This window comes from Epilithonimonas caeni DSM 17710, from assembly GCF_000426465.1.
GTDB lineage: Bacteria > Bacteroidota > Bacteroidia > Flavobacteriales > Weeksellaceae > Epilithonimonas > Epilithonimonas caeni.
On record NZ_AUFK01000013.1, the window covers coordinates 59,674 to 74,107 of the forward strand.

A 14,434-nucleotide genomic window follows, 5' to 3' on the forward strand; every position below is an offset into this window, starting at 1 on the left:
CTTCTAAAAAATGAAAAATCCTGACCTTCTGCATCTAAGAAAATTATTAGTTGCTTTATTTTGTATTTTTACTACGCTTGCATTTTCTCAAAGCTTGATCATTGAACGGATAAATATCTCAAAAGACAGCAGATATAAGGCTGAAAGTAACTTTAATAAGAAGCTTTACATTTTAAGCTATGATAAAGATCACCAAAAGATCTACCAGAACACGCATCTGAAAAAAACAGAAAAGTACAACAAAAATAACGTCACGCTCACTCTCAATACTACAGAAGGAGAATCCGGTCCAAATATAGTAAGCATCTATAATGAGAATGGTGATTTTTACTTTCCTGAGACGATGCCCGGAGCAACTTCTATTCTGCTTAGTTTGCCAGCAGGGATTTATGATGTTTTTTTAGGATATTCCAAAAATGGAAAAGACCATATTGTTATCCGGGAACAAGTCGATGTTGCATCGGACAAGACCATTATTGTAAGTCCTGACGAAGCAGATAACTATATTGTATCCAAAATGTACAACCAGTCAGGACAAATGCTTGAACCGGGATTAATCGATTCAGAAACCGGAGAGATCACAGGGGGTAATACAGTTTATTCTATGGGAGATTTTGGAGTGTATTTTAATCCAATTAAGCAAGGTATAGCCACTTATGCATTAGGTTGGAGTTTTAAAAATCAGGAGAATGAAGATCCTGCGTATAGCTTTTATGTAAACGATGTCAGCACTCGATACTCATTTTCCACAAATGTTTTTGCAATTGGACAGAACGATGATTTGTATTTTAACAAATTTGGAAGATTGAATGGAATAACGAATCCTGTGATATTACAGAACAATCCGCAGGACTATGTCTTTCATTCGCAGAAGATACAGCCATCTGCCTTTGCAATGGAAAATGGTCTTGCAAGTTATGGCTTTGCAACACTAGACATTATGAATAAATATCCCATGTTTGGGTGGACTATTTTTTCTAACTCAAATGTGGCAAATACGGATGAAAAGATGAAGTTTTATCTGAACAATCCTATTGATACAGTTGATAATTTTCTCGTATATCCTGTTTTAAAGGAAGCCGCAGCCAATGGTGGGCAGCAAGCATTGGGAATTGGCACGGGGCATATTTCTAAAGGAACCAACAGAGATGTTGTCTTCGGGTCGCAGGCATCTTCCCTGAACAGTTTCTTTCTGTCAGACTTCACCTACTTTGATGGTAAGGGAATGAAAATATTGCCACAGCATCCTCGCTTCTCTTTTGCTTCAAAAGAAGAAATAATTCCCGGAAATAGCACACCGATAAATGTTTCGGCTTTTATTGATGTCAACTTCATGACAAATTATATCGGCCACTTCGGAGAAAAACGGGAAACCGACTTCATTACTACACAAGTTGAGGTAAAACAGAATAATAACACGGTATATCAAGGAGATTATGCCGGGTTTTCTAATTATTCTTTCGGAAGCGGAAAGTATGATATTACCTTTACAAACACCAACATATCTGTAGATGAAATTGCTGGCAGAAACGAAACGAAGATATTCTTCGATAAGAACATTCCGGATTCTTTTCCACCGACTTTACAGTTTCTGCAATTCCGCAATTCCGCAGGACAAGTAACAGACCGCTTAGCAACAGGTTCCGATGGAACGGTTCGGTTAGCCGCCGGAGATTTCAAATTTAATATCGATCAAAATAATAATTACTCCTATGATTATGTCCTGGGAAACAGTGCAAAATTTTTCTACAGCAAGCACAATCAGAACAGCTGGACAGAGCTCCCGCTTACCAACTATCCTGAATACTTTCAAATGCCTGCATTCGGGGATTATTATGAAGGATCATTGAAAGATGTGATTGTACCGGAAGACAATACTTGGTTTGATGTAAAGGTCATCTGTACCGATGCGTCGGGAAACAAGCAGGAGCAGATTGTTTCCCCCGCATTCAAAATCGCAGAAAAGACGCTGGCCGTAGCAGATGTGAAAAGATTTGATTTCACTGTCTATCCTAATCCGTTCAAGGATGAACTGAACATTCAGTTTCCGGAAAATGTCGAAGGAAATGTTACTTTCAGAGTAACGGATATGGCAGAGAAAACGGTCTATACCCAAACCTATCAGAATGAAAAATCATTTGTTTTCAATGGAGCTTCCTTACCAAAAGGTGTTTACATAGTAACCATAGAGAATAATGGAAAAGTGGTGACGAAGAAAGTGATTAAGAGATAAATTAATAAGGCTTGCAACTTTTAGAAAGAGCTTTAAAAAAATTGATGCGCATGACCGTATAAACCCATGCGTATCAATTTGTAAACTCTTGCTTATGATTTAAACAACTCATAAGCACCAATTTTACAAATACTAATTTTAAAAACATAAATTATGTCGATTAAATTCAAGACTATCCAGAGAAAAAATTTGCAAAAGCCAAACAATCCTGCAAAATGGTATGCCGTTGCGGTCGGCGATGGAGACACGGGACTGCAAGACCTTGCCGCCTATGCTTCCGAAACATCGACTGTATCCAAAGCGGACATTCTTGCTGTCCTGGAAAGCTGTTTTACCAAAGTGACGAAAGACCTTTCCGAAGGCAGAATCGTAAGGGTAGGAGATTATTTCACCCTGCAGATGAGTATCTCTAGCGAAGCATCTGATACCGAAGAAGAGGTAACTTCCTCGAAGGTCAAAAAAAGCAAAATCAATTTCCGCCCGGGAAAGATGCTTTCAGATATGATAAAATTGGCAGCCTTTCAAAGAAAACAGTTCTAAGACAAATGGAAAGAAAAAAAATAATTGTAGGCGGGAAGAAAAAAAGGCAGTTCGAAAATCGAACTGCCTTTTTAGTTCCAAACACAAATGTTTTATTAGATAATTTTATTTACATTCATGTTTATTAAAGGAATTTTGAGTATAAAATTGTTATTTTTACAAAAAATATAAAAATGTTTCGTCTTAAACTTCCTACAGATCCACGTTGGGCCAATATTGCAGAAGATAATCTGGAAGAGATCCTTACCGATCATGCTTGGTGCGAGCAAAAAGCTGCAACCAACGCCATTGGTCTTATTACTATGGTTCCCGAACATACGGAGATGGTAACAGAACTTTTAGCCATTGCTCAGGAAGAACTGGACCATTTTGATCAGGTTCATGAAATCATCAAAAAGAGAGGAGGCGTTCTCGGACGAACACGTAAAGATGATTATGTAAACGATCTGGTAAAATTCATAGTGAAAGGAGGTGACCGAAAGGACCTTTTGGTGGACAAAATGCTTTTTGCCGCAATGATAGAAGCCAGAAGCTGTGAACGATTCAAAGTATTGACAGAGAATATCAAGGACGAGGAACTGAAGAAATTCTATAACGACCTGATGATTTCGGAAGCTAATCATTATACAACATTCATTGGATTTGCAAGAGAAATTGGAGATCCAGAAAAAGTAAATCAACGTTGGGAAGAATGGCTGGAGTATGAAGCCAAAATCATCCAATCTTACGGCAACAAAGAGACCATCCACGGATAAACATAATAATAGTGAACCGAAACTTTAACGATTACATACGTCTTTTTATACGCTCATTTATTCAGGGATTGATTATTATTGGTCCTTTGGCGGTAACTTTTTGGGTGATCTGGACGGTTGTTTTCAGTATCGATAATTTGGTTCCTTCGGTTTCCGGAAAATTCCCGGGACTTATATTTTTCATTGTCATTTTTGGGACAACATTTATTGGTTTTTTTGGGAACAAGTTTTTCATTGGCAGAATGATTGTTGATGGTGTAGATTATGTTCTGGAGCATATCCCTGGAATCAAATTCCTGTACACTTCTCTCAAAGATGTGATGGGATCTTTTGTGGGAGACAAAAAGAAATTTAATCATCCGGTTTGGGTGAAGACCAATGAGAATCCGGAGATTTGGAGAATCGGATTTCTCACACAGACAGATATGTCTGCTGTCAATATGGATCACATGATAGCCGTTTATCTGCCACATTCTTATGCCGTTTCTGGCTGGGTTATCATTACTCAATATTCTAATATCAAAGAAGTAACCGGAATGAGTTCCGCCGAAGCAATGAAATTTGCTGTAAGTGGCGGTGTTGCCGGATTCCATTCAGACGATAACGTTTTCAAAGCACCAGAATAGTTTTCATTAATGATAATTGATGAGTGATAATTGATTTCTTGGGAGTCATTATTTATCAGTGTAAATATTTATCTATTGCATAGGATTTCCTATTGTGATTTACTTTTCATCAATTATCAATATAAAAGATCATTTATCAATTATTTATCAATTATTAATCATCATTTATATTTATTATGAAACTACCTTATGCGGAACCATTTAGAATCAAAATGGTTGAAGAAATATATCAATCCACACAAGAACAACGCGAAGAATGGCTGAAAAATGCCAATTACAACCTTTTTAATCTGAGAAGCTCGCACGTTTTCATCGATTTGCTGACAGACAGCGGAACAGGAGCGATGAGTGACAAACAATGGGGTGCATTGATGGTCGGCGACGAGAGTTACGCTGGTTCACGCTCATTCGAAGCGTTACAGCAAACTGTTGAAAAGATTACTGGATTTCCTTATCTACTACCAACGCACCAAGGTCGTGCAGCAGAAAATGTACTATTCTCAGTTATGGTAAAAGAAGGCGACATTGTTCCAGGAAATTCACACTTTGACACCACAAAAGGTCACATAGAAATCCGAAAAGCCCACGCTGTTGATTGCACAATAGATGAAGCTTTTGATATTAATGATCTTCATCCATTCAAAGGAAACATTGACTTGGAAAAATTGGAAGCGGTTTATAGTGCTCACCCAAAAGAACAAATCCCGTTTTGTCTGATTACAATTACTTGCAACTCTTCCGGAGGACAACCTGTTTCTCTAGAAAACATCAAAGCTGTAAAGGAGCTTTCTGAGAAATATGGAATTCCTGTTTTATTTGACTCTGCGAGATTTGCAGAAAATGCTTATTTTATCAAGAAAAGAGAAGCTGGACAACAGGATAAAACCATCAAGGAAATCTGTAAAGAATTATTCTCTTACGGTGATGGAATGACGATGAGCTCCAAAAAAGATGGTTTGGTAAATATTGGTGGATTCATCGCTTTGAAGAATAGAGAAATCTTCGAACAGGCTTCTAATTTCACAATCATTTATGAAGGTTTCATCACTTATGGTGGAATGGCTGGAAGAGATATGTCTGCTCTTGCGTATGGTTTGGATGAAGCTACAGAATTTCCTTATCTGGAAAGCAGGATCTCTCAGGTTGAATACCTTGGAAACAAACTAATGGAAGCCGGAATCCCTGTTCAAAAGCCAATAGGAGGACACGCCGTTTTTATTGATGCACTTAATTTTTTACCCAATATCAAAAGAGAAGAATTTCCTGCACAAACTTTAGCAATCGAACTATATAAAGAAGCGGGAATCCGAGGTGTGGAAATCGGGACATTATTAGCTGACAGAGATCCGGAAACAAGAGAAAATCGATATCCGAAATTAGAACTATTAAGACTCGCAATACCAAGACGAACTTACACTAACAATCATATGGATTATGTTGCGGCGGCTGTGATTAATGTCTTTGAAAGAAGAGAAGCAATTACAAAAGGCTATAAAATAAAACGAGAACCAGAAATTTTAAGACACTTTACCGTACAGCTGGACAAGGCATAAATAAAAAGAGAGCAGATTAATTTGCTCTCTTTTTCCTTATTTCTTTATTTTTTCTTGTCTTTGCTGCTGCTTCATGGTAGCCTGCTGGGTGGCAGACGAGTCATTAGTTCCGGGTTTTCCTGGTCCAAAATTTACCTGAGGAGCGGAGGCTTTCATTTCTTCCTGTCTTTTTATTTCTTCTTCTGAAGGCTGGACAGATTCGACTGGCTTTTGAGAAATTGTGTTACCATTTTCATCTGTCATCTCAAGTTTTGCATCGCTTTTCAAGAACCGGAGAAGATCTTGTGCTTTTTTTCCTTCAGGCGTCTTTTTATAATTAAGAACGATTTGCTCCAGTTGCAAGATCATGATTTCTTTTCCGGCAGTTTTCCCCGCATTATAGGCATTTAACAAATAGAATTTAGGAACAAGTGCATCTTTTGGATTGTCTGCGATAGCTTTGTCTATAATGGCGGATGATTCTGCAAATTTCCCGGTTTCATAGAGTTTATAAGCATCTGCATATAATTTTTCTACATCAGCTGTTGTTTTGTTAAAATCTTTACTCTTCGGATTTTTAACAAATTCTGCGTAAGAAGTGTATGGGTATTTTTCCAGGATCAAAGCTTTTGCTTTTTCAGCTTCAGAAGGGTTTTTCTCATAATTGAAAACAAAAATATTGTATAGAGCCAGCAAATCTGTTTCTTCATCCGGCTTATTTGCAACCAGGTCAAATAATGTTTTCGTAGCCAGTTTTGTATTGCCAAAGTAGGTTTCGTACATACTTCCCATTCCCAGGCTTGCAGTGTCCCTGTCCTTTTTCAGCTTGTCAAGTTCTACTTTGGAGGTCGGGATCTTTTCTATATAAAATTCTGGTTCCAATCTTCTTGGATCCGGAGCATTGGCCAACCCTAAAGCTTCATTCTTCATTTCCTCTATCGTTGTGGTTTTTGCGGAATATCTCCAGTTGTCCATCAGTGTTCTGTTTCCCCAAGTTTGTTTGAAGGCATTTTCACCTCTTGGGATGTTGCTGGAATTAGCAAAATAGAAAGTCGATCCGCCGGAGATTCCAAAATTCTGGAAACTGCCGCTATCAGAAGAATTATTGGCAAAGATAGAATTCGCATTGTAATCAGAATTGTCAAAGCCCTTGCTTCTTTCAGCTCTTTTCTTTTCTAATTCTTCAACAGCTTCTTTTGCTTTTATCTTTTCGATATATTTTGCAAAATAATCCCTTCTCTCCTGATCGGACATTTTGGTCAAAGCCAGGATACTGTCATTCTTTTTAACAACATAATAGTTCTTGGACAATTTTTTGATATTGGCAGTCAAGCCTGTCAATCGTTCTTTCTCAGGCTGGTATGTCATTACAGCTAAAGCACTGTCGTAATAAACCCCTGCCGTCAGATAATCGTCTTTTGCAAAATATTTTTTAGCAATCTCAGCATAAGTAAGACCACGGATCTGTGGATCGGATTGCTTTTCTTTCAATGCCTTTCTGAAATAAGAATCTGCTATAGAATCTTTTGTTGCGGAAGTTGCAATCAATCCACTGGCATAATATAATTCGTTTTTACGGGAAGCATAGGTTCCTTTTTTGGCAATTTTGGCAAGATATGCCATTGCTTCTTCATAGCTGTCAGCTTTTCCGTCAAAGGTTTTTGCAATTTCTATTTGAGATTTAACTTCGAATTCATAGCTGTTCGCATATTTGTAAGCTGCTGCAAAAGATTCTCTTGCTTCGCTTTTTCTATTAAGGCTAGAGAGGATCTGGCCTCTTAAAAATGCAATTCTACTTTTGGTTTTTCTGTTCTTGTTATATGCAAAAGCATCTTCCAAAACTTCCGCCGCCAATTCTTTTTTCCCCCATTTCAGGAAATTATCTGCCTGATAAACTTTCAGGATCCTTTTGTGCTCTTTGGTCAGTTTAATTTTCGGATTTTCTTCAAGGTCTATGAAAACCTCATCTGCACGATAATACTCTTTCAGTTTTGTATAATTTACAGCCTGATAGATCCTTGCCAAAGGAAGCCTTTTATCTTTGCTCATGTTGTTGAAGATATAGCCCAATGCATCCAGAGATTCCAGATATTTTCCCTGATACATTCTGGCCTTTGCCAACAAAATATAAGCATCGAAGATCTTCTGGTTCTTCTCTACCCCATTGACAAGTACCGAGTATTTTGTTATCGCCTTCTGTGCTTTAGCTTCAGTAATTTGCAGTATCGATGCTCCTTTTTTATTGTTATTATTAGCACCGACCATTCCTCCTGCTCTATCATTCACATCATTGAAGGATGAAGACCTTGGTCCTCCTCTTAATGGCGGAGGTGCATCCGGGTCGTTAGAACCTGGTGACATCGGACTTCCACTTTGTAAAGCGTTTACATCATCCTCGGTTGTATAAACCGAGATATATGGGTCGTAGAAATTATCTACATGAGCCTTATCTCTGCTTTCCATTTCAGCATTGAAAGCTTCCTTACTATTGAACAAAGTATTGTAGTAGGTCATAAACCGATTGACTGGTCCGCTCCTCGTCTTTTTCTTTTTATGACGCGGATTACAGGCAACTACGCTTACAACGGCAAGTATAATTAATAAATATTTTCTCATCTAATTAATTTCAAATAGGAGATCTGAGTAACAATCTGTAAAAATAACGAAATTTTGTAAGGAAAATTATTTAAAGCTGTTAGTTTTGAAAATTGCATGGAAAACAATTCAGTTTTCTGAGTTCATCATAAACCAGATCTACAGGAAAACCCATGACAGAATAGAACGAACCGGAGATATTTTTGATCTTTGCCATTCCCAGCCATTCTTGTATCCCGTATGATCCTGCTTTGTCAAAAGGTTTATAATTTTTGATGTAAAAATTGATTTCTTCATCACTGATCTCCGAAAATTCGACGTCCGTTTTGTTTGTTCTACTGATTTCAGAATCCGGTGTTTTGATTGTAAAAGCTGTATAGACCTGATGTGTTTTCCCTGAAAGACTTTTGATCATTTCAAAAGCTTCATCTTCATTTCTGGGTTTTAAAAGAATTTTTTGTCCTGATGCAACAATAGTATCTGAAGTCAAAAGAATTTCACCGGAATTTATATCGAAAGCGTTTGCTTTTTTATTTGAAACATATTCTGCAATATTTTCTGGCAACAAGTCTGAAGGATAAGATTCGTCAACATCGATTTTAACAATATCAAATTCATATCCCAATTGCGATAACAATTCTTTCCGTCTGGGCGAATTGGAAGCTAGTAATAATTTCATTTAAATTATTTAAGCAGATTTAGTTTCTTCGTCCAAATTCCATTTACCCTGGACTTTCATGACCTGTTCTATCACATCACGCACAGCACCTTTCCCCCCAAAAACTGGCGAAATATAATCTGAGATCGCTTTCACTTCCGGAACTGCGTTGGCAGGACAAGCAGAGATCTCTGCTAACTTCATTATCCCAATATCAGGAATATCATCACCCATCATTAGTATTTCGGAATCTTGCAAATTATATTTTGATTTGAAATCTTCGTAGTCCGAGATTTTGTGGGAAGACTTTGCATAATAATCTTTAATTCCCAGATATTCCATTCTGTTTTTTACCATCGGGTCGTTACCACCAGTGATAATTCCGATCTTGTATCCCTGCTTCAGAGACTGAACAACGGCATAACCATCCAAAACGCTCATCACCCGGGACATATTCCGATCTGGCAAAAGGTAAACGCTTCCGTCTGTGAAAACGCCATCTACATCGAAAACGAAGGCTTTTATATTTTTAAGTTTTGGTAAATAACTCATTTTAATTTTTTAAAATTGACATAAAAAAAGTCCCCAAAATTGAGGACTATAAAAGTAAGGATTTATGTAGAAATTATGGATAAAGAGACGGTTCTATTTTGTTATTATCCTGTTTGATTTGATCTTTTTGGAATTTTTCCATATTTCTCAGCATTTCTGCCGGATCTGTCATTTCTTTACCATTGATATTGAGTTTCATTTTCACTCCGGGCATAGATAAGCTTTGTCTCATATCTTTTACCGGGTCATTTTTATATTCTTTCCATTGTTTTATGAATTGGTCTTCCGAAACCTCTAATTCTTTCCCTCCAGGCATATTACCGATTCTTACAATTCTTCCACCAACAGGAGGAGCAATTTCTTTTTTCTCGATTTTCTCCACTTCATCAAATTTTTTGCTTCCGGCGAATTTGAAGATATGAGTTCCTGTAGAATCTTCCATTTCCAAAATCAACCCGGGTAATCCATGGAATTTGTATGGACCATCCTGAAATGGAAAATCTTGTGAGAACCAAGCGGTCCAAGTTCTTCCTCCAAAATCCAAAGTTGCTTTCTGGACTTCGAATTTGTCAATCATTTTTTTGTCTGGAAGAATTTTCCAGTTCATTGGTTTGGAATCTGAAACATCAAAACGATTGGGGCCAAGAGAAGCGTGAAGATTTATTTTGAAGTCCGGATAAGTTTTGTTGACCGTGTAATCCACTTTACCGGCATTAGAATCATTATAGCTGAAATTACCTGAACCAGACGCCAATTGTTTCTGAATGTAAACATCTCTCAAAGAATCGCTGACGAATTTTTGTCGGCTATAGAATTTGCTGCCGTCTTTTTTGATATCCAGATACATCAGTTCTGTATCGAGGGAATCCTTTTTTTCGATGTTAGATGCGAACTTGTACTCATACATGATCCTTGTACCTTGAGCGAATGATAAAACGCCAAAGAAAATCGATAAAATAAATAGTGTTCTTTTCATGACTAAAAATTTAGTGATTTAAAATTAAGAAAAATAAAAAGGCAGACAATAAAATTGCGCTACCTTTTCGGTTATAATAAATAGTGTGTTACTTGAAGTTGAATTTTACGGTGAACATGAATTGGCTTGGGCGGATGTTATAAGTATTTCTTCGAATAGAGTTTGTATTCGTATTTACTGAAACTGTTTCATAAACCTTTTTGTTTCCGATATTTAACCATTTCAATTCAAAATCAATTTTTCTTTTAACCCAAGTATATTGATAAGAAACATCAAAAAAGGAATTTCTATAGCTTTCTGTTGCAAGTGTTGTAGTGATATCGTCCCAAATAAAACCAAATGTATGATTGTCTGATGGATAAACATAGGTGGCTAAATTGTGATTCCAGTCACTGTTTTTATTGGTTATATTTCTAAAGTTATCGGAACTTTTTCTCCAATTCATAGAGAGGTTATAATCCACACTTAACCAGCTGAAAAAGGTATTATTGAATTTTAAGCCAAACGCCTGTCCTTCATTTTTTGTAGTATAAAAACTTTCTGAAATTTTAACAAAGTTCTCATCAACTTCGCTAATCATACTGTAATTCGTACTATTACTATTAGTAAAGCTAACAGAGAAATTGGTTTTGAATTTTGGAAAATATTTTCCAACTTCTGCTCTTTGACTATTAGATGTTGAGGTATTATCCCTTTCTTCGATTGCTGATAGAATAGTCCCACTTGGCAGAATGGTCTGATTATTAATCAAGTTAGAAGTATTATTTCCAATTCTGTAACTCACATTGAAGAAAAGGTTATTGAGAGGATTTCTATACTCTAATCGTGTACTTGCATTTCTAACAGTATTTTCAGGAAGTTGAGTGCTTTTAACCTGCACAAAAGTTGGATTGGTAAGAATATTACCTGCATATAAATCACCAAAATTCCCGAAACTATTGGAAATACTTCCAAATGCCCAAATTTTGAAAAATGATGCAAAATCATAAGAACCAAACATAGTAGGTTCGAATCTGGTTTTATTAATTGCCTGCCCTGTTCCTCTCAAGTTATCATCATAATCAATCCCGTAAAAATTTACAGGTAGAGTCAGATTCAGATTAACATTTTGGGATTTGTAGTTAACGCCCACTTGCGTGTAAGGCTGTACCTCGTTCCAATCAATATTATTTTGATAAGCCAGGCCATAAAGTGTATATTCATTTCCATTAATTCCGCTGAGATTGGATTTCATCGAATTGAAATTGACGCTAACTCCGGCCTCAGGCGTGAAAGTCCATTTTCTGTAACTAAACCCAACTGATGCAGAGTGTGTTGTGTTGACGCTTTTCAAAGAAATATACTGTTGCAATTTATCAAAATTATTAACCACAAAAGTATCATCGTTTGACAAAGCTGGATCAGGAATTAATGAAGAATATCTACCCGGAGTAGTACTCAATGTTTGTTTATCGTTTTGGACACTTACATAACTCATCACATTGAATAATTTGTCTTTCCAGGGCAAAATAGTACTTAATGAGTTGGTAAAGTTAAAGGTCGGCGCATTCATATTTTCATCAGCATTAATGTTGATGTTAGAATTATAAGAATTTGCTTGATTATCAGCCCACATTCCCGTCCAGGTTGTAGTGTTTTTGAAAAACCCTTTCTTGGCATTCTTCGTGAAGATCATTTCTCCTTTAGCCTTATTAGTGTAAAAATCGTTATGAATTTGCCTAATGATACTTGAGCCATTAACTAATGTCTCATTAGAATAAGAATCTCTTTCGATAGCATTGTTTGTATAATTTGTATTAAGCTTTAATTCCCATTCCTTATTTTTGAAAGGACTTGTCAATAAATTGGCAGAGAAAAAATGTACATTATTCAACAAGTATCTTTTTTCTGGTAGATCTGGCGTTTGGGCTTGCTCTACATTTAACCAGCGATTTGCTGAAACCTGGCTTCTTTTTCCTTCCCATCGATTTCCAAAAGCCAGCAGATTACCCTCATTCTCGACACTCTCTCCATTGTTATTCGCCTTGTAATTCACGACCCACTGGTTTTTTTGCCCAAAGAACATAGGCGTCAATTTCACATTCCAAAGCAACGGACTGAAACCTGCTCCAATTTCTCCACGGCCAGTCATCGTTACTGATTTTTTCAATTTGATATTAAGTGCTGCCTGCTCGGAAGGTACTTTATCCCTAAGAATACTTACTGGCTGGTGATTTTCAAGAACCTCAACCTTGGAAACCGCATCTTTTGGCAATGAATTATTTACAGTTCCATAACCGCCTTCCATAAGATCTTTCCCGTTAACATAGAACTTATTGATAGCCTCGCCTTGATAAAGAACTGTTCCGTCTTTATTAACTTCGATTCCTGGGATCTTTTTCAAAACATCCGCAAGAGTTCTGTCATTTTTATTTTCAAAAGACTTGAGGTCATAAGAAATAGTGTCTCCTTTTTTGGTGATCAGTTTTGTTTTTAGCCTTACTTCCTGTATCTCGGTAGCCTGAGAATCCATTGAGAAATTAAGTTTCTGATCCTCATTTTTTATGGACCGTGTGATTGGTTTCTGATTGAAGGCCTTGATCTTCAGGTCTAGATTACTCTCAGAAGATGTTACGGTCACTTTATATTCTCCTTTCGCATTGGATATCCCGTAAGCAAGAATGGCATTTTTGCCCGGTTCTTCCACAGTTACACTCGCACTTGCAAGTGCTTTCCCATCACCATCGGTTATCACTCCGGAAATTGTTTTTTGTGCAAATACCATCAAAGTAAAAGTCATCACAAAAAAGATAGATAGAACTTTTTTCATAGTCATTAATTATATCACTAAAACATTAGTAGAAAAATTTTACAAAATGTTACAAGGTTTTTGTTGGAGTCATAAAAAATTCAAAAGTTAAATGCGCGATCTTGTTAAAAGCCGCCTTTGGAGAGATGCTGGGATTCATTTCATAGTAAAGAGAAAATGATTTATAAAATAAATACTAGTTATTTATAATGAATATAAATAGTGAAGTATTTTTTTCCGGGTCAATTATAAAATTTAATAAATTTGCACATTAATATTGAGTTAATATGGGAATCACTCTAAAACCTATCGATATTGTAGATGATATCACCAAAGAAGAATTCTTTGAAAAATACCTGAAACCGCGCAAACCGGTCGTGATAAAAAATATGGCCAGAAAATGGCCAGCTTATCAAAAATGGACGATGGAATATATAAAGGAGGTCGTAGGAGACGTTACCGTTCCTTTGTACGATAGTGCTAAAGCTGACCCTGCGGCTCCTATCAATACGCCAACAACAGAAATGAAGTTTGCGGATTACATCGATCTGATACAAAGAGAACCAACGGACCTCAGGATATTTTTCTTCGATCCTATAAAACATGCTCCAAAAATACTGAATGACTATATTTCGCCCAAAGAATTGATGGGTGGCTTTCTGGACAAATATCCAAGTATGTTTTTCGGGGGAAAAGGTTCTGTCACGTTCCTGCATTTTGATATTGATATGGCGCATATTTTCCATACGCACTTCAACGGTAGAAAACATATCCTGCTATTCGACTACAAATGGAAAGAAAGGCTTTATCAGCTTCCTTATGCAACTTATGCTTTGGAAGACTTTGACATAGAAAATCCGGATTTCGAAAAATTCCCGGCACTAGACGGTATCGAAGGTATCGAATGCTTTCTGGAGCATGGAGACACGTTGTTCATGCCGACGGGCTGGTGGCATTGGATGAAATATCTGGACGGTAGTTTCTCGATCTCACTCAGAGCTTGGGACAAAAGCTGGGCCGTGAAAGCACATTCTTTATGGAATCTTACCGTACAGAGAGGTTTTGATAATTTTATGAAGAAAAATTTCAAGGCCAATTATATGAACTGGAAAGAGAAAAAAGCTATCGAAAGAGCCAATTATGCCTTAAAAAGAGGTTTGCCAAGATAGTCTCAATAAC

11 protein-coding genes are annotated in these 14,434 nt (G+C 36.8%); 6 read left to right on the plus strand and 5 right to left on the minus strand.

Annotated elements, in window-relative coordinates; genetic code table 11:
• The first annotated feature begins 10 nt into the window (after window positions 1-10).
• The 5 genes from K319_RS0105780 (at window position 11) to K319_RS0105800 (ending at window position 5,707) form a co-directional block, all read left to right on the plus strand.
• Window positions 11-2,233 carry a T9SS type A sorting domain-containing protein gene (locus tag K319_RS0105780; protein WP_027382783.1) on the plus strand — a complete coding sequence of 741 codons (2,223 nt, stop codon included), beginning with the start codon at window positions 11-13 and terminating at the stop codon, window positions 2,231-2,233.
• 153 nt (window positions 2,234-2,386) lie between these two features.
• On the plus strand, window positions 2,387-2,773 hold the full coding sequence (locus K319_RS0105785) for an HU family DNA-binding protein (protein ID WP_027382784.1): 387 nt from the start codon (window positions 2,387-2,389) through the stop codon (window positions 2,771-2,773).
• A gap of 173 nt (window positions 2,774-2,946) precedes the next feature.
• Window positions 2,947-3,528 (plus strand): tRNA-(ms[2]io[6]A)-hydroxylase, encoded by a 582-nt coding sequence (miaE, locus tag K319_RS0105790; RefSeq protein WP_027382785.1) that lies wholly within the window; start codon window positions 2,947-2,949, stop codon window positions 3,526-3,528.
• Between the two features lie 11 nt (window positions 3,529-3,539).
• Window positions 3,540-4,154 (plus strand): DUF502 domain-containing protein, encoded by a 615-nt coding sequence (locus K319_RS0105795; RefSeq protein WP_027382786.1) that lies wholly within the window; start codon window positions 3,540-3,542, stop codon window positions 4,152-4,154.
• A 176-nt stretch (window positions 4,155-4,330) separates the two neighbouring features.
• A complete protein-coding gene (locus tag K319_RS0105800; protein WP_027382787.1) occupies window positions 4,331-5,707 on the plus strand; it encodes a tryptophanase in 1,377 nt (458 codons plus the stop codon).
• A 36-nt stretch (window positions 5,708-5,743) separates the two neighbouring features.
• On the opposite strand, the gene porW is transcribed toward K319_RS0105800, so the two are convergent.
• The 5 genes from porW to K319_RS0105825 all read right to left on the minus strand — a co-directional run bounded on the left by porW (window position 5,744) and on the right by K319_RS0105825 (window position 13,276).
• On the minus strand, window positions 5,744-8,302 hold the full coding sequence (porW, locus tag K319_RS19885) for a type IX secretion system periplasmic lipoprotein PorW/SprE (protein WP_051230480.1): 2,559 nt from the start codon (window positions 8,300-8,302) through the stop codon (window positions 5,744-5,746).
• A gap of 79 nt (window positions 8,303-8,381) precedes the next feature.
• Window positions 8,382-8,960: a Maf family nucleotide pyrophosphatase gene (locus K319_RS0105810; protein WP_027382788.1), complete on the minus strand. Its 579-nt coding sequence runs from the start codon at window positions 8,958-8,960 to the stop codon at window positions 8,382-8,384.
• Window positions 8,961-8,969: 9 nt separating this feature from the next.
• Complete coding sequence (locus K319_RS0105815; RefSeq protein ID WP_027382789.1) at window positions 8,970-9,491, minus strand: KdsC family phosphatase; 522 nt, start codon at window positions 9,489-9,491, stop codon at window positions 8,970-8,972.
• 73 nt (window positions 9,492-9,564) lie between these two features.
• The gene (locus K319_RS0105820; protein WP_027382790.1) at window positions 9,565-10,467 is read right to left on the minus strand and encodes a GLPGLI family protein; all 903 of its coding nucleotides are present in this window, start codon (window positions 10,465-10,467) and stop codon (window positions 9,565-9,567) included.
• An 88-nt stretch (window positions 10,468-10,555) separates the two neighbouring features.
• Window positions 10,556-13,276 carry a TonB-dependent receptor gene (locus K319_RS0105825; protein ID WP_027382791.1) on the minus strand — a complete coding sequence of 907 codons (2,721 nt, stop codon included), beginning with the start codon at window positions 13,274-13,276 and terminating at the stop codon, window positions 10,556-10,558.
• Between the two features lie 266 nt (window positions 13,277-13,542).
• Between K319_RS0105825 and K319_RS0105830 the strand changes: the two genes are divergently transcribed.
• Window positions 13,543-14,424, plus strand: a complete 882-nt coding sequence (locus K319_RS0105830) for a cupin-like domain-containing protein (protein ID WP_027382792.1) — start codon at window positions 13,543-13,545, stop codon at window positions 14,422-14,424.
• Window positions 14,425-14,434 lie beyond the last annotated feature (10 nt).

Excerpts from the sequence above, each read along its gene's own strand:
- K319_RS0105780 (WP_027382783.1), top strand. The coding sequence starts at position 11 with ATGAAAAATCCTGACCTTCTGCATCTAAGAAAATTATTAGTTGCTTTA.
- K319_RS0105785 (WP_027382784.1), top strand. The coding sequence starts at position 2,387 with ATGTCGATTAAATTCAAGACTATCCAGAGAAAAAATTTGCAAAAGCCA.
- miaE (WP_027382785.1), top strand. The coding sequence starts at position 2,947 with ATGTTTCGTCTTAAACTTCCTACAGATCCACGTTGGGCCAATATTGCA.
- K319_RS0105800 (WP_027382787.1), top strand. The coding sequence starts at position 4,331 with ATGAAACTACCTTATGCGGAACCATTTAGAATCAAAATGGTTGAAGAA.
- porW (WP_051230480.1), bottom strand. The coding sequence starts at position 8,302 with ATGAGAAAATATTTATTAATTATACTTGCCGTTGTAAGCGTAGTTGCC.
- K319_RS0105810 (WP_027382788.1), bottom strand. The coding sequence starts at position 8,960 with ATGAAATTATTACTAGCTTCCAATTCGCCCAGACGGAAAGAATTGTTA.
- K319_RS0105815 (WP_027382789.1), bottom strand. The coding sequence starts at position 9,491 with ATGAGTTATTTACCAAAACTTAAAAATATAAAAGCCTTCGTTTTCGAT.
- K319_RS0105820 (WP_027382790.1), bottom strand. The coding sequence starts at position 10,467 with ATGAAAAGAACACTATTTATTTTATCGATTTTCTTTGGCGTTTTATCA.
- K319_RS0105825 (WP_027382791.1), bottom strand. The coding sequence starts at position 13,276 with ATGAAAAAAGTTCTATCTATCTTTTTTGTGATGACTTTTACTTTGATG.
- K319_RS0105830 (WP_027382792.1), top strand. The coding sequence starts at position 13,543 with ATGGGAATCACTCTAAAACCTATCGATATTGTAGATGATATCACCAAA.